Genomic DNA, 21,894 nt, shown 5'->3' with positions numbered 1-21,894 from the left:
CCTGGAACTGGATGAGGAGCGCTGACGCGACAGTTGAAGGCTGAGCACGCTGTGGCGTCTCAAAAGCACTCAAGTGACTGTCATCGCGCAGCGAAGCTAGCCTTTCGAATGCCAGCTTGGCGATACAACAACTACGAAACTGATCTTTTGCCTACATTAAGCCGTTAACTATTCTGACACGGAACAGGCTGTTTTCCCTCCTCAGCGTCATTGTCGTAATAGTTGTATGTCCCCCATACCCCCCCCTCGCTAGATTACCGCCCACTCTTGCCGGGGACGGTGCGCCGCCCCCGGCAACTCTTAAAAAGTGAACAGCCGCCTAGCAACCGTTGACCCCGTTCCAGCAGCAACTGGCAGCGAGTGTCCCCACGGCGTGGCTCAACGTACTGGAGCGCCCTAAATGAAAAACCTCTTCGCCCTGCTGAGCACCACCTTGTTGGTGACCGGCGCCTCAAGCGTGTTTGCCGCCAGCAGCATCGACCTGACCGTCCAGGGCCTGATTACCCCCAGCGCCTGCGCGCCCAGCCTTTCAAGCGGCGGGATCATCGACCACGGAAAAGTCGCGGCCAAGGATTTGAAGCTGGACAACTGGACGCTCCTTAGCAAGCACAGCCTGCAACTGGAGATCACTTGCGATGCGCCAACCCTCCTGGGCCTGCAGGGCATCGATAACCAAGGCAATTCCCATGACCCGCTGAACAGCTATGGCCTGGGCCTGGTCGATGGCAAAAAACTGGGCAATTACGTCTTGATATTCGTCAACCCAACAGCCGACGGCGCACCAATCTCCGTGCTCGAGTCCCGGGATAACGGCCTCACCTGGCGGGAAAACTTTCCAGGCGATATCTGGCCGGCCTCCTACCTCGCCTCGTTTGGTGATCGTTCAACGGGCAACTGGGCACCTACACCGGTCCAGCACCTGACCTCAGAACTCAGAGTGGAAACCCTTATCGCCCCGACTGCGGGGATGAACCTGACCAACGAGGTCCCCATCAACGGTTCCGCCACCGTTGAAGTGAAGTACCTGTAAACCACCGCTAACCACAAGGATGCAATGCCATGATTCGTCCCTTCAGCGCCCTCGCCACGACCCTGTTGATAATCGGCGCCGGCCCTGTATTCGCCGCCAGCAGCATCGACCTGACCGTCCAGGGCCTGATTACCCCCAGCGCCTGCGCGCCCAGCCTTTCAAGCGGTGGGATCGTCGACCACGGAAAAGTCGCGGCCAAGGATTTGAAGCCGGACAACTGGACATCGCTTGACACCCACACCCTGCAACTGGAGATCACCTGCGATGCGCCAACCCTGTTGGCCCTGAAGGGCATCGATAACCAGGGCAATTCCCATGACCCGTCAAACACCTATGGCCTGGGCCTGGTCGACGGAAAAAAACTGGGCAATTACGCCTTGGTGTTCGCCACCCCAACAGCCGACGGCGCACCGATCTCCGTGCTCGAGTCCCAGGATAACGGCCTCACCTGGCGGGAAAACATTCCCGGCGATCTGTGGCCGGCCTCCTATCTCGCCTCGTTTGGTGATCGTTCAACAGGCAGCTGGGCCCCCACTCCGGTCCAGCACCTGACGACAGAGCTCGGCATACACACCCTTATCGCCCCCACTGCGGGGATGAACCTGACCAACGAGGTCCCCATCAACGGTTCCGCCACCCTTGAAGTGAAGTACCTGTAAACCACCGCTAACCACAAGGATGTAATGCCATGACTCGCCCCTTCAGCACCCTCGCCGCGACACTGTTGATGATCGGCGCCGGCACTGTATTCGCCGCCAGCAGCGTCGACCTGACCGTCAAAGGCCTGATAACCCCCAGCGCCTGCACACCGATGCTGAGCCAGGGCGGCATGGCCGACTATGGAAAGATCGCCGCCAAGGACCTGCAGGAGAACCAGGCCACCCCATTGCCGACCACCACCTTTCAATTGAGCGTGAACTGCGAGGCCGCGACGCTGTTTGCACTCAACGGTGTGGATAACCGCGCAGGCTCGGCCAGCAGCCCTGGCGATGATTCCTATGGCCTGGGCTTCATCAATGAAACAGAGCGGCTCGGCGACTTCCTGATCGTTCTCACCAACTACCGCGCCGACAACCAGCCGGTCAGCAAGCTGGCCTCAAGGGACAACGGCGCCACCTGGATCGAGAACAGCGAGGACGCTATCTGGATGCGCAGCAGGCTCACCGCCTTCGGTAACAACGCCGGCGGCAACTGGGCGCCCATCGCGATCATGACGCTCAACAGCGACTTGACGATCCATCCCTCTATCGCCGCCGCCAGTGGCCTGACGCTGACCCAGGAACAACCGATCGACGGCTCCGCCACCCTGGAACTGCGCTACCTGTAACCCACCGGCTTCACTGCATCGCTCACAAGGACCTGTGCCCATGGAAAGATTCACGCCCGCCGCTCTTGCCCTGCTGCTGGCTGCCTGCGCCCCCGGCGCATTTGCGGCCAGTAATACCGACTTGAGTGTCACTGGGATCATTACCCCCAATGCCTGCACCCCAAACCTGTCCAATGGCGGCGTGATCGACCATGGAAAAATGACCGCCAAGGACCTGCAACAGACTAAACCCACGTTGTTGGACCCCTCCGAAATGCTGTTTGAAGTGCATTGCGACGGCGAGACATTTTTCACCCTGACCACCGCGGACAATCGCGCCGGCACCTCGGCCATCAACCCGGCGCACCACGGCCTGGGGACCACGCCTGAAGACCAAAAACTGGGGAGTGTCGCCTTCACGTTATTCGATCCGATTGCGGATGAAACCGCAGTCAACGTGATCGTCTCGCGCAACGGCGGCGCTAACTGGAGCTTATCGCCCTACTTGGGGCACGAAGCACTGACCTCGTTCGCGGCAACGGGCGGCCCGAACACGCCCATCGCCATTAAAGACCTCAGGGCGCGGCTGCGCGCCTTCACCGTCATCGTGCCGTCCCGCGACCTGACCCTGCTCGATGAAGTGCCCATCGACGGCCAGGCCACGCTGCAACTCAAGTACTGGTAATTGAGCTTCTCCTCAGTCCCTCATTTAGGAGCAACACCATGAGCAAGTCCCTCAATACCCTGCTCGGCGGCCTGATGCTCGCGGCTGCTGGCACTGCCTTTGCCGCCTCCAGCGTCGACCTGACGGTCAAAGGTCTGATTACCCCAAGTGCCTGCGTCCCGGCGCTGTCCAACGGGGGCGCGGTGGACTACGGCAAGATTTCGGCCAAGGATTTGAACGCCGACAAACAGACCGCTCTGCCCCTAAACATCCTGCAATTCACCGTCACCTGTGACGCCGCCACCCTGATGGCCATGGAGGCCAAGGACAACCGCGAAGGGTCTGACAGCAACAACGATTTGATGGAGTTTGGCCTGGGCCTCATCAACGGCACGGAAAAACTCGGCAACATGACCCTGCAGCTGTTGAATTCGGTCGCCGATGGCGTGCCGATCAACAGCGTCGGTTCCTACGACGGTGGCGTCACTTGGAGCTCCGAGCGCAACCTGATGCGCGACAACCTCCTCGCACCCGCCGTGGCCGGCGTCAATTCGCCGATCCCAGTCCAACTGTGGGCCGCGGACTTGTACGTTCAGCCCCAGATCGCCAAAACCAGTGAGCTGACCCTCACCAACGAAGTCGCCATCGACGGTTCGGTGACCCTCACCGTGCGCTACTTGTAACGGCATCCGAGTCGAGCAAAGGCAGGCCTTAAAACGTCTGCCCTTGCCCTGTACACACACGATGAATCAGGCAGCCGGCCCCCATCCCATGAAGCATATTTATTCACGCTTTATCGCCACGTTTTGCCTGCTCGGTGCCAGCTCGCTGGTGCTGGCGTCGCCCAGCATTGAGCTCAACGTTACCGGTCTGATCACACCCAGCGCCTGCATCCCCACGTTGTCTGCCAATGGCATCGTCGACCACGGCAAGGTGCCGGCACGCAACCTCAACCAGCACGAATTCAGCCCCTTGCCCACTCAAACGCTGGACCTGAGTGTGAGCTGCAACGAGCCGGTGCTGTACGTATTGGTGGGTGTGGACAATCGCGCCGACTCCTCGCTGGGGCCGGGCTTTTATTACGGCCTGGGTACCAATATCCATGTGCCTTCCGAGCGGCTGGGCACGGTTTCCCTGGGATTTCGCGAGGCCATGGGCGACGGCGAGCGCCTACTCGTGCTGGCCTCCAGCAACAAAGGGGAGACCTGGTTTCCAGAGTCCAATGCCTTCCCGAACATCTACATGGGGTTCGCCCGCCCGGGCACGCTGGTGCCCGAACCCCACCGCCTGGTGAACGCCAGCCTGCAAATCAACACGTCCATCAATGCCGCCGCCTATTTGACTCTCAAACAGGAAGTGCCGTTGGACGGTTCCATCGTGCTTGACCTGAGGTACTTGTAGCCATGCCTGCCCTACCCTTTTTCACCCGCGCCTTCATCTTCGCTCGCGTGAGCGGTCTTTACTTCGCTGCGCTCACGCTGGCAATCGGCGGCCCTGCCTTGGCGCTGGCCGACGGCATGGTGCCCGACACCTCGGTGGTGATCGTTAACGAGGCCGATGGCGAAGCGTCGGTGACCGTGACCAACACCGACGATAAGCTGGCCCTGCTGCACGTCACCCTTGAAGACATTCCCGAAGACAAGGCGACGCTGCTGTTTGTCACCCCGCCCCTGGCCCGGGTCGAACCGGGTAAGAGCCAGCTCATCCGCTTCATCCTGCAATCGCCCGAGCCCTTGGCCACCCAACGCTTGAAACGGGTGATCTTCGAAGGCATGCCACAAGGTCGTTCGGCGGCCCAGGCCGGCCACGCCCAAGTCGGTGTGACGGTGCGCCAGAACCTGCCGGTGATTGTGCATCCCAAGGGCCTGGCCCCCAACCGCACGCCCTGGACCGGGTTGGAGTGGCGCCTGAACCGTGACCAATTGAGCGTGCACAACCCGAGCCCTTACGTGGTGCGCCTGGCCCAGGAACTGCGACTGCTGCCCGGCAGCGGCTCGGCCCTGCTGCCGCGCACCTATGTGCTGCCGGGTGAAACCCTGAACGTAACAGCCAGCGGCACCGGCGCAAACCGCGTGCAACTGCAGCCGGCCACGGTGTATGGCTTTGCCGTGGCACCTTACGAAGCACCCCTCACCCTCTAAAAACTCATCACCTTATAAAAACTCATCGCCCTATAAAAAAGAGTGGCTTGCCAAAGCCACCCAACACTTGAGTACGACCTTGTGAGCACAGTAATAACTGACCGCGACGGCAGCGCCGTGCCTGGCGTTTCACCGCACCGCGCACGCACCCTACTCACCGGGCTGGCACTGACCCTGGCCGGCGCACTGCCGTGCGAGACAGCGCTGGCGGGTGACGCGCTGATCGCCGGTTCCTTCGACCCCCAGACCTTGTCACGGCGCGGCATCGACCCGGAACTGGCCAACCTGCTGCTGCAAGCCCCGCGTTTCACGGCAGGCCGGCATGCCGTCAATTTGAGTGTCAACGGCCTGCGTCGCGGCCGAGTGGATGTGGAGTTCGACCGCCAGGGCAGCCTCTGTTTCAACCGCGCCCTGCTGGATGCGGGCAACCTGACAGTGCCCGATGAGAACGGGGTGCCCACCTGCCAGCGGTTTATCGAACGCTACCCGCAAACCGTGATCGAGCAAGACCCCGCCGCCCTGAGCCTGGCCCTGGTGGTGTCAACCGACGCCCTGCGCCCTGCCCAGCAAGACATCTCCGGCTACCAGACCGGTGGCCAGGCCTTGCTGCTCAACTACGACTTGACCGGCCTCTACAACGAGTTCGGCGACACCACCAGCCGCTTCGGCTCAGCCAACACCGAAGTCGGCTTCAACGCCGGCGACTGGATCGTGCGCAGCCGCCAGGTGAAAACCTGGCAGGACCGCCGCTCGCGCACCACCCACTTGGATGCCTACGCCCAGCGCACCTTCGCCGAGCAGCAGGCAGTGCTGCAGGCCGGGCAAATCAGCCTCTACAACCCGGTGCTGGCCGGCACGCAGATTACCGGCGCCCAAGTGCTGACCGAAACTGCGCTGCAAGACCAGAACCAGGGCGCGACTATCACCGGTATCGCCAACAGCCCGGCCCAGGTGGAAATCCGTCAGAACGGCGCGTTGATCCACTCCACCGTGGTACCCGCAGGGCCGTTTGCCCTGCCAGATGTGCGCCGCTTGAACAGCCGTTCCGACGTGGAAGTCACGGTCAAGGAAACCACCGGCGAAGAACGCCGCTTTACCGTGCCCGCCGCTATGCTCGGGCTGGGCCTGCCGGCGCCGGGCTATTCGGTGGCGGCCGGGCGTGTGCGTCAGATCGGCGACAGCGATGGCCGCGAGCCCTGGGTGGTCAGCGCGGGCTGGAGCGGCCCGCTGCACCCGCAACTGAGCCTCAGCGCAGGCGGGCTGGTGGCGGACGCCTATCGCTCAGCAGGCGCAAGCCTTGGCTGGTTGCCCTGGCAGGACAGCCAACTGCAGTTCTCCGCACAGGCAGCCCAAGCCAGCCCCAAGCGCGAGGGCACAGAGCGCGGGGTGCAAAGCGATGTGTCCTGGTCGCAGCGCTTGAATGACAGCTGGTCGGTGAGCACCGCAGCTTCCTGGCGTTCCCAGGGTTACCGCGACCTTGAGGATTCAACCTACGTCGGCAATAGCGACGATCAACAGCGCTCGCGCTACCGCGACCAGCAGAGCGCTACTGCGTCGTGGGCGCATCCGGCCTTGGGTGCGTTCAGCGCCGGGGTCTCACGCACGGCGTCTTACAACGGTGAAAGCAGCAGCCGCGCGCTGGCGTCCTGGGGCACCAGTTTTGGCCGGGTATCGGTGTCGGCCAGCGCCGAATGGCAGGTAGGCGGCCGCCAGCAGAACGACGACAGCATTTACCTGAACATCAGCGTGCCGCTGGGTGAAACCCGCCGTGGTCGCGCGTGGGCACGCAACGCCGGCGGCGAGCACCGCCTGGGTGTGGGCGTGAACGAGCAACTCAACGATCAACTGAGTTACCGAGTGGGCGTGGAGCGTGACAGCCGTGACCGTGAAGTCGAGTCGTCGGTCGGCGTGTCGGCACTGCCGTGGTACAGCCAGCTGGACTTCAACTACACCCGCAGCGACGACGAACGAGCCAGCTACCAAGGTGGCGCGCGCGGCGGGGTGGTGTTGCATGGGGACGGCGTGACCTTCTCGCCGTACCCGGTGCGCGACACGTTTGCACTGGTGTCGGTGGGCGAAATGGCCGGCATCAAGGTCACCACCCCAAGCGGCCCGGTATGGACCGACTGGCAAGGCCAGGCCGTGGTGCCGAAAGTCAGCGCTTATGGGCGCAGCCCGGTGGAAGTGCAGACCCGTTCGCTGCCGCGCAACGCCGATATCCACAACGGCCTGGCAGTGATCGCCGCCGGCCGTGGTGCCGTGGACAAAGTCCAATTCGGTGTGGCCCTCACCCGGCGTGCGCTGCTGAACGTGACCACCGATAACGGCCAGCCGCTGCCACGCGGCGCAACCGTGAGCACCACTGAAGGCGAGTTCATCACCCTGATGCAGGAAGGCAGCCAAGTGTTCCTGCCCGACGTGCTTGACCCGCGCCCGCTGTGGGTCAAGGCACCGGGGCAGCCACGTTGCCGACTCACCTTTGAACTGCCGGAAGACGCCGACCCCGAGGTGTATTTCGAAACCGCACCGGCCCGGTGCCACCAGCCATGAGGACTCACACCATGGGCCTGAAATACACGTTTTACCCCCTGAGCCTGGTGCTGCTGAGCGCCAGTGCCTGGGGCGCCGAAGAATGCCAGCTCAACCTTAGCAAGGCGCAACTGGACTTCGGCCTGATGAACCGCGCCGTGGCGTTGGCCCCCGCGCCCGAACGCTTGCTGGGCGAGCGGCGTATCAGCCTGACGCTGAACTGCCCGCAGCCCACCGACCTGGGCGTGTTTTATCGCGGGCTGGGCGCGGGGCCGGAGCGCTTTCTCTTTACCGAGCGCGGCAGCTACGGCCTGCGTGTCAGCGAAGCCGTGCTGGACGGCCAGGCGGTGGAGTTGGGTTTGATTGCGGGCCAGGGGCAGCCGCCCTCCGCTGTCAGCGCCCAACTGCACTGGCAACCGGACCACGGCCTCGTGCCGATGCGCGGCGGCGTGGCAGTGACCGGGCGCAACTTGTCGATGCAAATCAACGCCAGTGCCTGGGCCCGCGAAGACGCCGCGCGGGTGCGCGATGCCGTGACCTGGGATGTCGCCGGGTTGTTCGACGCCGTCGCTGCCGGGCGCTCGCGGGAACTGCGCCTGCAAGCGCGCTTTGCCCCGGCGGCGTGTACACCCGTGCTGTCCAACGGCGGCCATGTGGAGCTGGGCAAGCTGTCGGTCAGCGACCTGAATCTGGACAAGGACACCGTCCTGGCCCCACGCCCCTTGTCACTGAGTGTGACGTGCGACGGGCCGACCGCCTTCGCGTTACGCATGCAAGACAATCGCCTGGGCTCAGCCACCGGCGGCGCCGATGAAAGCGCTTATGGGCTGGGCCTGGACGCGCGCCGACAGAAGATCGGCCGCTACCGGCTGTTGTTCGACCCTGCGCGCATCACCGCCGACAACTTCGCTCGAGTATTCCAAACCGACTCCGCCACCGGCACGCAGCCCTGGAGCAGCGCCAGTGCAAGCGTCGCTGCCGTGGGCGCCAATCGCTACCTGGGTTTTAGCGCTGCATCCGGCAGCACCGGCGGCCCCAGCGCCATTCAAAACCTCAACGCCACGTTGAGCCTGGAAGCGGTCATAGCGCCCTTGGGCTCACTGGATCTGAGCAGTGAGGTGCGGCTGGACGGTGCGGGCACTCTCGAAATTCACTATTTATAGGCACACGATGAAACCGATTCTGATCTTACTGACCGCCTTTTCATGCCTGGCCACCGGCTTGGCGGCACAGGCGGCCTCCAGCGTTGACCTGAGCGTCACTGGCCTGATAACCCCTAGCGCCTGCGAACCGAGCCTGTCCAATGGTGGCGTGTATGACCTGGGCAAGATTGCTGCCAGCGACCTGAACCTCGATCAACCTACCAAGCTGCCCCCTCACAGCCTGCAACTGTCGATCAACTGCGCAGCATCGACCTTGTTGGCCCTGGAGCCACGGGACAACCGCCTTGGCTCCAGTTACGCCGGCGATGAAAGCTTTAAGTTCGGCTTGGGGTTGATCAACGGCACCCAAAGGCTGGGCTCAGTGATATTAGAAGTCGATTCGATCATGGCCGACGGCGTCCAGATGTACCCCATCGGCTCGAGTGGCCCCTCTAGCTGGGCTCCGACGACCATCCTGTCGCCGCACTTCCTGAGCGCATTCACCCCCAACAAAACAGTGACAGCCCCGGCGTCGATACAACGGTTGACCGCGGTGGTGTCGATCGAGCCCAGCATCGCCCCGGCCAACACGCTGTCGTTGACGCAAGAAGTCCCCATCGACGGCTCTATGACGCTGACCGTGAAGTACTTATAGGAGCTTAACTATGAAAACGTTGTTGATGGCGTTAACTGCCTGTGCGTGGTTGACCAACGCATCCACGGCCCAAGCCGCCTCCACCGCCGAACTGACTGTCGGCGGCCTGATCACGCCCATGGCCTGCACCCCCGTGCTGTCCGCCGGCGGTGTGATCGACTTCGGCAAGATCTCCCAGAAGGACCTCAACCAGGCCACGGGCACTCGGCTGCCGCTCAAGTCGCTGACCTTGACTATCAGTTGCAACGCCCCCGGCCGTTTCGCCCTGCGCATGCGCGATAACCGCGACGGCAGCGCCCACGTCAGCAGCGAGATCTATTACGGGCTGGGGCTGGACAGCGCGGGCAACAAACTCGGCGTGTACTCGGTGAGCTTCGATCCCAAACAGACAGTGGCCGATGCCCTGCCGGTGACCTACGGCACCGAATCCACCACCGGTGGCCTGGCGTGGCGCACGTCCAACAGCAACCCCATCGATATCGGCTCCAAGAGCTTGCTCGGCTTTACCGATGTGGCCGGCAGCACCGCCGGGCCTTCGGCTATCCAGAACCTGACCAGCACCTTGACGCTGGAAGCGGTGATCAACGCCAAGCAGAACTTGGACTTGAGTGTGGAGACGCTCATGGACGGCTCCGCCACGCTGGAAGTGGTTTACCTGTAGTACCCACCTCTTTCAACCCCCAGGAGTACCCAACAAATGAAAATGCTTTTCCCTGCCGTCACCGCCGCGGTGTTACTGACTGCTGCCACCGGTGTTTCAGCTGCCAGCAGTGTCGACCTGGCAGTCAAGGGCCTGATCACGCCCAGCGCCTGCACCCCCAATATGTCCAACGGGGGCGTGATTGATCACGGCAAGATCGCCGCTAAAGACTTGAAACCGGACAACCCCACCGTCATCGGCAATCACACCCTGACCCTGACCATAAGCTGCGACGCAGCGCTTGCATTTGCTTTTCGTTCCACCGACAACCGCGCCTCGGGCGTTCAACCCTACTACCGTCTGGGCATGCTCGAAGGCACGCAAACATTGGGCGCTTACTTGCTGTGGCTGGAAAAACCTATCGCCGACGGCGTGGCGGTGCAGACCATTACGTCCTGGGACAACACCACTTGGGCCAAGGAAGACGACTGGGCGCCAGGCTACTATATGTCCGTTGCCACTATCGACGGGGACAACCTACCGCTGCCGACGAAGGAGCTGGTCGTCGACCTGCATGTACAAAGCATCATCTACGGTACCGAGGACATGGACCTGAGCAGTGAAGTGACTATCGATGGTTCGACAACAGTGGAAGTGAAGTACCTGTAACGGCGACCTCAAACCGGACACGCGCGGTGTAGCCTCAGCGCTTCTCGCAGGTAGCCTGCACATACCGTGCGCGTCCGGCGCCAAGCCCGGCGATGATTGCGCCCAAACCGAGCACCGCGAAAACCCAGCCGACCGCCGACCAACCACCGGTCCAATCGTGCACCAGGCCAACCGCCAACGGCCCGAGGGACGCCAGCGTGTAGCCGATGCCCTGGGCCATGCTCGACAGGTTGGCGGCCACGTGGGCGTCCCGCGAGCGCAACACGATCAAGGTCAGCGCCAGGCTGAAGGTGCCGCCCTGGCCCAGGCCCAGCAAGATCGCCCAACCCCACAGGCCGTCGAGCGGTGCATACAAGCACCCGAACAGGCCGCCGAGGGTCAGCAGCATCACCACCACGATCGCCAGCCGCTGGTCCTTACCCCGCGTAGCCAACCACGGCGCGGCGAGGGAACTGGCCAGTTGCACGATCACCGAGCCCGACAGCACCAGCCCCGCTTGGGTCGGCGTAAGGCCACGGCCGATCAGGATCGACGGCAACCAGCCGAACACGATGTAGGCCAGCGACGATTGCAGGCCCATGTACAAGGTCACCTGCCAAGCCAGAGGGTCACGCAGCAAACCCTTCACGCGATAGGCGACTTGATGCGCGCCGTGTTTCTGCCCGACTTGCGGCAACCAGAACAATGCCGCCACCAGCGCCGGCAGAATCCAGAAGCCCAGGCCGATGTTCCAGCTGTCGCCGAAATACCGGCTCAGCGGCACCGTCGAGCCGGCCGCCAACGCGGCGCCCAGGCACAGCGCCATGGTGTACACGCCGGTCATGGTGCCGGCCTGTTTGGCGAAGTCACGCTTGACGATACCCGGCAGCAACACGCCGATGATGCCGATGCTCGCACCGGCAATCAGGCTGCCGGCGAATAGGCCGACCTCACCGAACGAACTGCGCAGAATAATGCCGGCAGCCAACGTCAACAGAATCCCCAGCACCACCCGCTCGGCGCCAAAACGCCGGGCCAGGATCGGCGCCATGGGCGCAAACAGCCCCAGGCACAACACCGGCAAGGTGGTCAGCAAGCCGGCTTTGGCCGCCGACAATCCAAGACTGTGTGAGACGTCAGCCAGTAGCGGCGACAGGCTCGACAGCGCCGGGCGCAGGTTCAACGCCACCAGGATCAAGCCCAGCAGCAACAGCCACGGCCGCGCGACCACCGGCGGGGTGTGCTGCACCACGTCGTCGTCGGCTTCGGCGTCGATCAGCAGTGCTTTGAGTTCGGGGGTGCGTTTGGCTTCAAGGTTCATTGATCAACTGCCGGCAGAGGGATTTGGCGCGTTCCGGGTCTTGGTGCTCCACGGCGTCGAGCAGGGCGATATGCAGGTCGAACACGGCCTGGCGACGCGGTGAGATATTCAGGGTCTGGCGCAACTGGGCGCCGACAATGGCGGAGAAATACTGGTACAGCTCGCTCAAGGCCGGGTTGTGCGCGGCATCGACCAAGTGTTTGTGGAACACCAGGTCTGCGCTGATGTAGGCCTCCAGGTCACCGTGGTACAGCTCGGCGCTGACGCTTAAGGCTTGGCGTAAATGTTTCAGATCGTCTTCAGTACGGCGCAGTGCCGCGAGCCCGATGGCCTCCACTTCCAGAATCTGCCGCGTCTCCTGCGCCTGCTCCAAGGTGCAGTGGGACAACGCGCGCATCGCGCCCAGCGGGTCGGTCATCGAGCGTAAATAACTGCCGTCGCCCTGGCGGATTTCGATCAAGCCGCAGAACGCCAACACACGCATGGCTTCGCGCACGGTGTTGCGGCTGATGCCTAACTCGGCAGACAGCTCAGGCTCGGTGGGCAGGCGCTCGCCGATGGCCCACTTGCCTTCGGTGATGCGCCGACGCAACTGCTCCAGGGCCTGGTCAACGAGGGAGCGTTTGATCAGAGGGGCGATGTCTGTCATGGGTTTTTCGCTTTCGTCCAATCATAGGATGAATTTTCCTACAGCCTATTCGGACCTGCCTACAAAGGCAACGCACCAGGGTTCGGAGGCAACAATAGGAACTGAATTTTCGATTGGTAAAATTACCCTCTGAGGGTAATTGTTGGACTCAGGTGTCTTATGGAAAAGTACACACCTCATTACGATCTGGCAGTGGTCAAGGCAGATGTGAGGCGGCTTGGTGCCAAGGCTTTCACACGTGCGGCAAAGAAAACCGGCGAGGCTCTCGACCTTGATCTCACTGAGATGCAAGCGGTCGTCTTCGAACTGCAAAACAGGATGTTGTACCAGTCGATGACCACTTATGCCGATCACCGCGTCTGGCATGACGTCTACCACATCCATTCACACGGTCTGGAGATTTACATCAAGGTCACTTACTGCTCCGGTAGTAACCCACCGGTGATCTCCTTCAAAGGGATGAACCCATGAACACCCAACACTGCTATATCTGTGGCGCCCCCGACGCCATGACACGCTTTGAAGGCCGCAACGAAACCCTGTGCATCAAAGGTATGGAGCGGCGCATTGATGATCTGTCGGGCTGGGAATGCCAGGTGTGCGAGGACGGCATGTATGACCCCGATAGTTGCGAACGCCATGCCAAGGCAGGTGATGATCTGCTCCACGCCGCCCGACGGTTGATGGGCGCCGAACTGAAGCGCATCCGCCGCAAGCTGCACCTCACGCAATAACAAACCGTGGAATTGCTGTCCGGTGGCGGGCACAACGCATTCTCACGCTACGAACGCGGCGAAATAGCACCGCCCAAGCCGTTGATGGTGCTGATGCGCCTGCTGGATCGTTACCCCTACTTGCTCACCGATGCCAAAGAACTGGCCGAAGGCGCAGACCTGCGCAACGCCTTCACCTACACCCTCAACAACGAAACGCAAGACGCCCTCAAAGCGTCCTAGACAAGCAAAAATAAACCCGGCACCAGGCCGGGTTTATCGCTTCAAACGTCGATCAATGCAAAATCTGGCTCAAGAACAACTTGGTCCGATCATTCTGCGGGTTGTCGAAGAAGTCATTCGGCGCCGCCTGCTCGACGATTTCGCCCTTGTCCATGAAGATCACGCGGTTGGCCACGGTGCGGGCAAAGCCCATTTCGTGGGTCACGCACAACATGGTCATGCCGTCTTCGGCCAGGCCGATCATGGTGTCGAGTACTTCCTTGACCATTTCCGGGTCCAGCGCCGAGGTCGGTTCGTCGAACAGCATGATTTTCGGTTTCATGCACAGGGCACGCGCGATGGCCACACGCTGTTGCTGGCCGCCGGACAGTTGCCCCGGGAACTTGTGGGCCTGCTCCGGGATGCGCACACGCTCCAAGTAATGCATGGCGATTTCTTCGGCCTTGCGCTTGGGCATCTTGCGCACCCACATCGGCGCCAGCGTGCAGTTTTGCAGGATGGTCAGGTGCGGGAACAGGTTGAAGTGCTGGAACACCATGCCGACTTCACGGCGGATCGCTTCGATCTGCTTGAGGTCGTTGGTCAGTTCCACGCCATCGACCACGATGCGGCCTTGCTGGTGCTCTTCCAAGCGGTTGAGGCAGCGGATGGTGGTGGACTTGCCCGAACCCGACGGGCCGCACAGCACGATACGCTCGCCCTGCTTGACGTTGAGGTTGATGTCTTTCAACACGTGGAACTGGCCGTACCACTTGTTGACGCCCTGCATCTGGATAATGCCTTCAGGGCTCACAGGCTGTTTGATCGCTTCGCTCATAACAACAACTCCTAACGCTTGTGGCCTGTGTCGAGCTTGTGTTCCAAATGAATGGAATAGCGCGACATACCAAAACAGAAAATCCAGAACACCAGGGCGGCGAACACGTAGCCTTCAGTGGCCATGCCCAACCATTTCGGGTCGGCGGCGGCTTGTTTGACGCTGTTGAGCAGGTCGAACAGGCCGATGATGATCACAAGGCTGGTGTCCTTGAACAGCGCAATAAACGTGTTGACGATGCCCGGGATCACCAGCTTCAAGGCTTGCGGCAGAATCACCAGGCCCATGCTGCGCCAGTAACCCAAGCCCATCGCCGCGGCCGCTTCGTACTGCCCCTTGGGAATCGCCTGCAAGCCACCGCGCACCACTTCAGCCACGTAGGCCGACTGGAACAGGATCACGCCGATCAACGCGCGCAGCAGTTTGTCGATGCCCATGCCTTCGGGCAGGAACAACGGCAGCATCACCGACGACATGAACAGCACGGTGATCAACGGCACGCCGCGCCAGAATTCGATGAAGGTCACGCAGACCACTCGAATCGCCGGCATGTTCGAGCGCCGTCCCAACGCCAGCACAATGCCCAACGGCAACGCGCCGGCAATGCCGACCGTGGCGATGACCAGGGTCAGCATCAGGCCGCCCCATTGGCTGGTGGCCACGTTGGTCAGGCCGAAGATGCCGCCGTGCAGCAGGAAGTAGGCGATGATCGGGTACAGCACCAGAAAGCTCAGGCCGTAGATCGCCTTGCGTTGAAAACGCGAGATGAACAACGGCGCCACGCCGACGATGGCCAGCCACACGGTCAGGTCCACGCGCCAGCGCAGATCGCCCGGGTAGTAGCCGTACATGAACTGCCCGAAGCGCTGTTGGATAAACACCCAACAGGCGCCCTCTTTGGTGCAATCAGCGCGTGTGGTCCCGACCCAGTTGGCGTCGAGGATGGCCCAGTGCAGGATCGGCGGCACAATCAGGTAGATCAGGTAAAACGCCAACAGCGTCAGCAGGGTGTTGAGCCAGCTGGAAAACAGGTTGGCGCGCATCCATGCGATCGGCCCGAAGACTTTGCTCGGCGGTGGCATATCAGGTTTGAACGTATGCGAACTCATGTGTGTTTCCTCACCGCTCGATCAGCGCAATGCGCTTGTTGTACCAATTCATCAGCAGGGAAATGCTGATGCTGATCGCCAGGTACACGCTCATGGTGATGGCAATAACCTCGATCGCCTGCCCGGTCTGGTTGAGCACCGTACCGGCAAACAGCGACACCATTTCTGGGTAACCGATACCGGCAGCCAGCGACGAGTTTTTCGCCAGGTTCAGGTATTGGCTGGTCAGCGGCGGAATGATCACCCGCAGGGCCTGCGGGATGATGACCTTGCGCAGCGTCGGCCCAGGGCGCAGGCCCAGGGAGCGCGCGGCTTCGGTCTGGCCGTGGCTGACGGACTTGATGCCCGAACGCACGATCTCGGCAATAAACGCTGCCGTATAGACGGTAAGCGCTAGGGTCAACGCCAGCAGTTCAGGGATCAATACCCAGCCGCCGACAAAGTTGAAACCTTGCAGCTTGGGCATTTCCCAGTGCAGCGGCGCGCCGAACATCAAGGCGCACAACGCCGGGATCACGATGAGCAATGCCAGGCCAGCCCAGAACTTGTGGAACGGCACCCCGGTCGCTTCAAAGCGCTTGTTGGCCCAACGCGTCCTCAGCACGATTGCCACGATGGCGATGACCACACTGACCACAAACGGCCAGAAGCCGTCAGCCGCCAATGCAGCCGGCATGTTCAGGCCACGGCTGCTGACAAAGAACGTGTCACCGAAATTATGGCTGGCACGCGGCCCCGGCATGGTCAGGAACACCGCGAAATACCAGAACAGAATCTGCAGCAGCGGCGGAATGTTGCGGAACACTTCCACATACACCGTCGCCAGTTTGTTGATCATCCAGTTCGGCGACAGACGCGCCACACCGATGACGAAACCCAGCAGCGTCGCCAGGACCACGCCGATCACGGTCACCAGCAAGGTGTTGAGCAGGCCGATCACAAAGACGCGGGCGTAGGTGTCCGATTCGGTGTAGTCGATCAGGTGCTGAGCAATGCCGAAGCCGGCACTGCGTTCAAGAAAGTCGAAACCCGAGGTAATGCCCCGGTGCTGAAGGTTGGTTTGCGTATTGTTGAAGAGGTACCAGCCCAGCGAGACCACCGCCACAATCGTGATGATCTGGAAGAGCCACGCACGCACTTTGGGATCGCTGAAGCTGAGCTTCTGCTTTGGTGCGCCGATTTGATTTTGCATGAAGTGCCCCGGAAATAATGGAACAGAACATCACCCGGCGGTTGGCCCACCGGGTGATAGAACCATCAGCGATCAGCGCACAGGTGGTGCGTATTGAATGCCGCCGTTGTTCCACAGCGCGTTCAGGCCACGGTCGATTTCCAGCGGGGTGCTCTTGCCCAGGTTGCGCTCGAACACTTCACCGTAGTTACCGACTTGCTTGACGATCTGTACAACCCAGTCTTTTTTCACTTTCAGGTCTTTGCCGTACTCGCCGTCAGCACCGAGCAGACGCGCAACATCCGGGTTCTTGGTGGACTTGGCTTCAGCTTCAACGTTTTTCGAGGTGATACCGGCTTCTTCAGCGTTGAGCATGGCGTAGCCAACCCAGCGCACGATGGCCAGCCACTCGTCGTCGCCGTTACGCACGACTGGGCCCAGTGGTTCTTTGGAAATGGTTTCCGGCAGCACCACGTAGTCTTTCGGCGAGGCCAACTTGCTGCGCTGGGCGAACAGTTGGGACTTGTCGGAGGTCAGCACGTCGCAACGGCCCGACTCCAGCGACTTGGCGCTTTCATCAGAGGTGTCGAAGGTGATCGGGGTGTATTTGAGGTTGTTGGCGCGGAAGAAGTCAGAGACGTTCAACTCAGTGGTGGTACCGGCCTGGATGCAGATGGTTGCACCGTCCAGTTCCTTAGCACTTTTTACGCCCAGTTTGTTGTTAACCAGGAAGCCGATGCCGTCGTAGTAGGTAATGAAGCCTGGGAATTTCAGGCCCATGCCCGAATCGCGAGAGCTGGTCATGGTGGTGTTACGCGACAGGATGTCGACTTCGCCGGATTGAAGCGCGGTGAAACGCTCCTTGGCATTCAACTGGCTGAACTTGACCTTGGTCGCATCACCGAAAACGGCAGCGGCCACAGCGCGGCAAACGTCAGCATCGATCCCAAGGATCTTGCCGCTGGCATCCGGCACCGAGAAACCCGGCAGGCCGTCACTCACGCCACATTGCACGAAGCCTTTCTTCTGCACGGCGTCCAGGGTGGCGCCGGCTTGGGCAAAACCACTGACACCCAGTACAGCGGCCGCGGTCACAATGGCCAGGGTGGATTTCAATACCTTCATTCAAACCTCCAGTTTTGCTCTTGTTGTGTCGGAGCTCCAACCTCAGCGCACCCTTATGAGGCGATATCAACCCGTGTTGGCTTTTTTTGGGGTCAAGCGGCATGAAGTTGTCGCGGTAATTCCAGTGGCTATCCCACAAGCGGCAGTCACTGATAGTGTTACCGTCATGGGATAGTTCTGACATCGACCTACACATAGCAAGGCCCGTACCAGAGTGATGGCTGAGCCGTTTCAGCCCATGGTCAATAGAAAAACTTTCACCCTTGCGACATTCTCTTAACAGATCAACCTGTCGCGCACCGTTCCGACGCACCCTATCGGAGCGCACGCACATATATGGAGCAGACATGACCGAACCCTTGATTCTTCAGCCCGCCAAGCCCGCAGACGCCTGCGTCATCTGGTTGCATGGCCTGGGTGCCGATCGCTACGACTTCCTGCCGGTGGCCGAGGCGCTACAGGAAACCTTGCAGTCCACACGCTTTGTATTGCCCCAGGCGCCGACGCGTCCGGTGACCATCAATGGCGGTTACGAGATGCCCAGCTGGTACGACATCAAGGCCATGAGCCCGGCCCGCTCGATCAGCCTGGAAGAGCTGGAAGTGTCCGCCAAAATGCTCACGGACTTGATCGAAGATCAGAAGAGAACCGGAATAGACGCCTCGCGGATTTTCCTCGCTGGATTTTCCCAAGGTGGCGCCGTGGTCTTCCACACCGCCTTCCTGAAATGGCAGGGACCACTGGGTGGCGTTATCGCCCTCTCCACCTATGCGCCGACCTTCGGTGACGAGCTGGAAATTTCCGCCAGCCAGCAGCGTATTCCGACCTTGTTCCTGCACGGCCAGTACGATGACGTGGTGCAGAACGCCATGGGCCGCAGCGCCTACGAGCATTTGAAGAGCCGTGGTGTCACCGTGACATGGCAGGAATACCCAATGGGTCACGAAGTGTTACCTGAAGAGATACGCGATATCGGCACCTGGTTGAGCGCCCGGCTGGGCTGAAATCCATACATTATGTAGCCGTATGACCAACGCACTACGCCGCGCCCGATTCTTGCATTACACTGGCCGGCGTACATTCCTTAACCAATTAATGAGATCACCGTGCTCAAAGCACTTAAGAAGATGTTCGGCAAAAGCGAGGCTGAGCCGCTCGCGCCTGTTCCCAGTGCTCCTGCCCCCAAGCCCGGCAACCGCAACGACGGTCAACAGCCAGAACGGACCGCACCTGTCGCCGCGCCGAAGAAGCCACCGGTGATACCGACTGAACCGGTAAAAGCCGCTGAAGCCGAGCCTGCACCTGCGCCCAAAGCACCGCGCCGCGAACGTGCACCCAAACCGCCCGTGACGCCATGGAAGCTCGAAGACTTCGCCGTCGAGCCCCTGGAAGGTAAAACCCGCTTCCACGATTTCAAGCTGGCCCCGGAACTGATGCACGCCATCCAGGACCTGGGTTTCCCGTACTGCACACCGATCCAGGCGCAAGTGCTGGGCTTCACCCTGGCGGGCAAAGACGCCATTGGCCGCGCCCAAACCGGCACCGGCAAGACCGCCGCGTTCCTGATCTCGATCATCACCCAGTTGCTGCAGACGCCGCCGCCCAAAGAGCGCTACATGGGTGAGCCGCGCGCACTGATCATCGCCCCGACCCGCGAACTGGTGGTGCAGATCGCCAAGGACGCCGCCGACCTGACCAAGTACACCGGCCTCAACGTCATGACGTTCGTGGGCGGCATGGACTTCGACAAGCAGCTCAAGCACCTTGAAGCCCGTCACTGCGACATCCTGGTCGCCACCCCTGGCCGCCTGCTCGACTTCAACCAGCGCGGCGACGTGCACCTGGACATGGTCGAAGTGATGGTGCTGGACGAAGCCGACCGCATGCTCGACATGGGCTTCATCCCGCAAGTACGCCAGATCATTCGCCAGACCCCGCCGAAAAACGAGCGCCAGACCCTGCTGTTCTCCGCGACCTTTACCGAAGACGTGATGAACCTCGCCAAGCAGTGGACCACCGACCCGTCCATCGTCGAGATCGAAGCGCTGAACGTCGCCAGCGAAAACGTCGAACAGCACATCTACGCCGTGGCCGGTGCCGACAAGTACAAGCTGCTTTACAACCTGATCAACGACAACGGTTGGGAGCGCGTCATGGTGTTTGCCAACCGCAAGGACGAAGTGCGCCGCATCGAAGAACGCCTGGTGCGTGATGGCGTCAACGCCGCGCAACTGTCGGGCGATGTGCCGCAGCACAAGCGCATCAAGACCCTGGAAGGCTTTCGCGAAGGCAAGATTCGCGTGCTGGTGGCCACCGACGTGGCCGGGCGCGGGATTCACATCGACGGCATCAGCCACGTGATCAACTTCACCCTGCCGGAAGTGCCGGACGACTACGTGCACCGCATTGGCCGTACCGGCCGTGCAGGCGCTGCGGGTGTGTCGATCAGCTTTGCCGGTGAAGATGACTCGTACCAGTTGCCGTCCATCGAGACGTTGCTGGGCCGCAAGATCAGCTGCGAAACGCCGCCGACGCACTTGCTGCGGGCTGTGGAGCGCAAGCGCCCTTAAGGCTCACATGCGGTAAAAAATGTGGGAGCTGGCCAGCGCCCACATTTGCTTTTGCATCAGGCTTATTTCCAGCGATCCGCCGCCGCGTGATCGCTGCCCCGCCCTTCCACCCAGCGCGGGCCTTCCGGGGTGTTTTCTTTCTTCCAGAACGGCGCGCGGGTCTTCAGGTAGTCCATCACAAATGCGCAGGCATCAAACGCGGCCTGGCGATGCGCACTGGCGGCGGCCACGAACACAATCGGCTCGCCCGGCTCAAGTGCGCCGATACGGTGCAGCACTTCCAGCTTGAGCAACGGCCAGCGTTGCTCGGCCTCCACGGCGATCTTGGCCAGGGCTTTTTCGGTCATGCCGGGGTAGTGCTCAAGGAACATCCCCGACACATCGCGCCCATCATTGAAGTCGCGCACATAGCCGACAAAACTCACCACCGCGCCCACGCCGACATTCGCCGCGTGCATCGCGTTGACCTCGAAGCCTGGATCAAATGCCTCGGCCTGTACGCGAATCGCCATGATCAACCTCCGGTCACGGGCGGAAAAAACGCGACTTCATCGCCTGCTTGCACCGGTTCATCGAGGCCACACAGCTCCTCGTTGCGCGCGCACATCAAGCTGGGTTCGTTGAGCACTGCAAACTCAGGGTCTGCCGCCAGCGCCTGGCGCACCGCATCAACCGTGGCGAAATCACCTTCCATCTCCAGCGAGTCAAAGCCGACCGCCTCGGCGTAGCGCGCAAAAAACAATACGTTGATGCTCATGCCTGGTCCGCCTTGAAATGCCCGCTTTTGCCGCCGAGCTTTTCCAGCAGGCGAATACTTTCGATGGTCATGCCACGGTCCACGGCCTTGCACATGTCGTAGATCGTCAGCGCCGCGACGCTGGCGGCGGTGAGGGCTTCCATCTCCACGCCGGTCTGGCCGCTGAGTTTGCAGCGCGCGAGGATATGCACAGCGTCCACGCCATCGGCGCGCAGCTCGACCTTGACGCCGGTGAGCATCAGCGGGTGGCACAGCGGGATCAGGTCACTGGTTTTTTTGGCCGCCTGGATCCCGGCAATACGGGCCACGGCAAATACGTCGCCCTTGGGGTGGGCGCCGTCGACAATCATTTTCAGGGTGTCGGGCAGCATGCGCACCCGCGCTTCGGCCACGGCTTCGCGGAACGTCACGGCTTTGTCGGTGACGTCGACCATATGGGCGCGACCTTGGGAATCGAGATGAGTCAGCACAGGGATACTCCTGATCAGGAGCGGCAATTGTAAACCCGTGGGTCAATTTTGCGCAGGCTGTTTATCCCATGAATAAAGGGGCGCAGTGCGCCCCTTTATAGCATCGGTATCTACACATCTTTTTTTCGGGTTGAGTTCTTTGGTTTTCGCGGGGGCGCTGGGTACATATCCGTTATTTGGGTAACGGCTGCTAT

The 21,894-nt window shown here is 61.3% G+C and carries 24 protein-coding genes and 1 pseudogene; 16 read left to right on the top strand and 9 right to left on the bottom strand.

All coding sequences use genetic code 11. The annotated features are described in order from the left end of the window. Positions 1-400: 400 nt before the first annotated feature. From ACI77I_RS25485 to ACI77I_RS25430, 12 genes are all read left to right on the top strand, one after another. A complete protein-coding gene (locus ACI77I_RS25485) occupies positions 401-1,030 on the top strand; it encodes a DUF1120 domain-containing protein (RefSeq protein WP_406998903.1) in 630 nt (209 codons plus the stop codon). Positions 1,031-1,059: 29 nt separating this feature from the next. Continuing rightward, positions 1,060-1,689, top strand: a complete 630-nt coding sequence (locus tag ACI77I_RS25480) for a DUF1120 domain-containing protein (protein WP_094951907.1) — start codon at positions 1,060-1,062, stop codon at positions 1,687-1,689. 29 nt (positions 1,690-1,718) lie between these two features. Next, entirely contained in the window at positions 1,719-2,357 is a 639-nt protein-coding gene (locus tag ACI77I_RS25475; protein ID WP_406998901.1) for a DUF1120 domain-containing protein, read from the top strand. A 40-nt stretch (positions 2,358-2,397) separates the two neighbouring features. Continuing rightward, positions 2,398-3,021: a DUF1120 domain-containing protein gene (locus ACI77I_RS25470; RefSeq protein WP_406998899.1), complete on the top strand. Its 624-nt coding sequence runs from the start codon at positions 2,398-2,400 to the stop codon at positions 3,019-3,021. A gap of 38 nt (positions 3,022-3,059) precedes the next feature. After that, the gene (locus ACI77I_RS25465; RefSeq protein WP_094951910.1) at positions 3,060-3,683 is read left to right on the top strand and encodes a DUF1120 domain-containing protein; all 624 of its coding nucleotides are present in this window, start codon (positions 3,060-3,062) and stop codon (positions 3,681-3,683) included. An 88-nt stretch (positions 3,684-3,771) separates the two neighbouring features. Beyond that, positions 3,772-4,401 (top strand): DUF1120 domain-containing protein, encoded by a 630-nt coding sequence (locus ACI77I_RS25460; protein ID WP_406998896.1) that lies wholly within the window; start codon positions 3,772-3,774, stop codon positions 4,399-4,401. Between the two features lie 2 nt (positions 4,402-4,403). After that, positions 4,404-5,141, top strand: coding sequence for a fimbria/pilus chaperone family protein (locus ACI77I_RS25455; protein ID WP_094951912.1), 738 nt, complete (start codon positions 4,404-4,406; stop codon positions 5,139-5,141). Positions 5,142-5,222: 81 nt separating this feature from the next. Beyond that, entirely contained in the window at positions 5,223-7,691 is a 2,469-nt protein-coding gene (locus ACI77I_RS25450; RefSeq protein ID WP_406998894.1) for a fimbria/pilus outer membrane usher protein, read from the top strand. Between the two features lie 11 nt (positions 7,692-7,702). Continuing rightward, positions 7,703-8,833, top strand: a complete 1,131-nt coding sequence (locus ACI77I_RS25445; RefSeq protein ID WP_406998892.1) for a DUF1120 domain-containing protein — start codon at positions 7,703-7,705, stop codon at positions 8,831-8,833. A 7-nt stretch (positions 8,834-8,840) separates the two neighbouring features. Next, positions 8,841-9,467 (top strand): DUF1120 domain-containing protein, encoded by a 627-nt coding sequence (locus ACI77I_RS25440; RefSeq protein ID WP_406998890.1) that lies wholly within the window; start codon positions 8,841-8,843, stop codon positions 9,465-9,467. Positions 9,468-9,477: 10 nt separating this feature from the next. Then, positions 9,478-10,128 (top strand): DUF1120 domain-containing protein, encoded by a 651-nt coding sequence (locus ACI77I_RS25435; RefSeq protein ID WP_094951916.1) that lies wholly within the window; start codon positions 9,478-9,480, stop codon positions 10,126-10,128. A 36-nt stretch (positions 10,129-10,164) separates the two neighbouring features. Further along, on the top strand, positions 10,165-10,776 hold the full coding sequence (locus ACI77I_RS25430) for a DUF1120 domain-containing protein (protein ID WP_406998888.1): 612 nt from the start codon (positions 10,165-10,167) through the stop codon (positions 10,774-10,776). A 34-nt stretch (positions 10,777-10,810) separates the two neighbouring features. Here the strand turns inward: ACI77I_RS25430 and ACI77I_RS25425 are convergent, their stop codons facing one another. Together ACI77I_RS25425 and ACI77I_RS25420 are read right to left on the bottom strand one after the other, a co-directional pair. Beyond that, on the bottom strand, positions 10,811-12,076 hold the full coding sequence (locus ACI77I_RS25425) for a CynX/NimT family MFS transporter (RefSeq protein WP_406998886.1): 1,266 nt from the start codon (positions 12,074-12,076) through the stop codon (positions 10,811-10,813). Beyond that, positions 12,066-12,725, bottom strand: a complete 660-nt coding sequence (locus tag ACI77I_RS25420; protein ID WP_094951930.1) for a FadR/GntR family transcriptional regulator — start codon at positions 12,723-12,725, stop codon at positions 12,066-12,068. The genes ACI77I_RS25425 and ACI77I_RS25420 overlap by 11 nt, the downstream gene beginning before the upstream one ends. A gap of 159 nt (positions 12,726-12,884) precedes the next feature. On the opposite strand from ACI77I_RS25420, the gene ACI77I_RS25415 reads away from it, so the two are divergent. Both ACI77I_RS25415 and ACI77I_RS25410 read left to right on the top strand, forming a co-directional pair. Beyond that, positions 12,885-13,196, top strand: a complete 312-nt coding sequence (locus ACI77I_RS25415; protein ID WP_094951919.1) for a type II toxin-antitoxin system MqsR family toxin — start codon at positions 12,885-12,887, stop codon at positions 13,194-13,196. Continuing rightward, positions 13,193-13,681, top strand: a pseudogene (locus tag ACI77I_RS25410) (type II toxin-antitoxin system MqsA family antitoxin). Before ACI77I_RS25415 ends, ACI77I_RS25410 begins: the two are co-directional and overlap by 4 nt. A gap of 52 nt (positions 13,682-13,733) precedes the next feature. Here the strand turns inward: ACI77I_RS25410 and ACI77I_RS25405 are convergent. From ACI77I_RS25405 to ACI77I_RS25390, 4 genes are all read right to left on the bottom strand, one after another. Continuing rightward, complete coding sequence (locus ACI77I_RS25405) at positions 13,734-14,498, bottom strand: amino acid ABC transporter ATP-binding protein (protein ID WP_003171943.1); 765 nt, start codon at positions 14,496-14,498, stop codon at positions 13,734-13,736. A gap of 11 nt (positions 14,499-14,509) precedes the next feature. Continuing rightward, positions 14,510-15,607 (bottom strand): amino acid ABC transporter permease, encoded by a 1,098-nt coding sequence (locus tag ACI77I_RS25400; protein ID WP_094951921.1) that lies wholly within the window; start codon positions 15,605-15,607, stop codon positions 14,510-14,512. Between the two features lie 10 nt (positions 15,608-15,617). After that, positions 15,618-16,799 (bottom strand): amino acid ABC transporter permease, encoded by a 1,182-nt coding sequence (locus ACI77I_RS25395; protein ID WP_406998883.1) that lies wholly within the window; start codon positions 16,797-16,799, stop codon positions 15,618-15,620. Between the two features lie 72 nt (positions 16,800-16,871). Further along, a complete protein-coding gene (locus tag ACI77I_RS25390; protein WP_094951923.1) occupies positions 16,872-17,903 on the bottom strand; it encodes an amino acid ABC transporter substrate-binding protein in 1,032 nt (343 codons plus the stop codon). A 347-nt stretch (positions 17,904-18,250) separates the two neighbouring features. On the opposite strand from ACI77I_RS25390, the gene ACI77I_RS25385 reads away from it, so the two are divergent. Both ACI77I_RS25385 and rhlB read left to right on the top strand, forming a co-directional pair. Continuing rightward, positions 18,251-18,907, top strand: a complete 657-nt coding sequence (locus tag ACI77I_RS25385; protein WP_406998881.1) for an alpha/beta hydrolase — start codon at positions 18,251-18,253, stop codon at positions 18,905-18,907. Between the two features lie 96 nt (positions 18,908-19,003). Then, the gene (gene rhlB, locus ACI77I_RS25380; protein ID WP_406998915.1) at positions 19,004-20,473 is read left to right on the top strand and encodes an ATP-dependent RNA helicase RhlB; all 1,470 of its coding nucleotides are present in this window, start codon (positions 19,004-19,006) and stop codon (positions 20,471-20,473) included. 62 nt (positions 20,474-20,535) lie between these two features. Here rhlB and moaE read toward each other — a convergent pair whose 3' ends face one another. From moaE to moaC, 3 genes are read right to left on the bottom strand one after another with little or no spacing between them, the layout of a single operon-like run. Continuing rightward, complete coding sequence (gene moaE, locus ACI77I_RS25375) at positions 20,536-20,985, bottom strand: molybdopterin synthase catalytic subunit MoaE (RefSeq protein ID WP_094951926.1); 450 nt, start codon at positions 20,983-20,985, stop codon at positions 20,536-20,538. A gap of 2 nt (positions 20,986-20,987) precedes the next feature. Continuing rightward, entirely contained in the window at positions 20,988-21,230 is a 243-nt protein-coding gene (gene moaD, locus ACI77I_RS25370; protein WP_242154551.1) for a molybdopterin converting factor subunit 1, read from the bottom strand. Beyond that, positions 21,227-21,700, bottom strand: coding sequence for a cyclic pyranopterin monophosphate synthase MoaC (gene moaC, locus ACI77I_RS25365; RefSeq protein ID WP_056858942.1), 474 nt, complete (start codon positions 21,698-21,700; stop codon positions 21,227-21,229). Before moaC ends, moaD begins: the two co-directional genes overlap by 4 nt. Between the last annotated feature and the right edge of the window lie 194 nt (positions 21,701-21,894).

The sequence above is a fragment of the Pseudomonas sp. D47 genome (assembly GCF_045447305.1).
GTDB lineage: Bacteria > Pseudomonadota > Gammaproteobacteria > Pseudomonadales > Pseudomonadaceae > Aquipseudomonas.
Note: the sequence above shows the minus strand (reverse complement) of the source record. Positions and strands in the feature narration are given on the sequence as shown.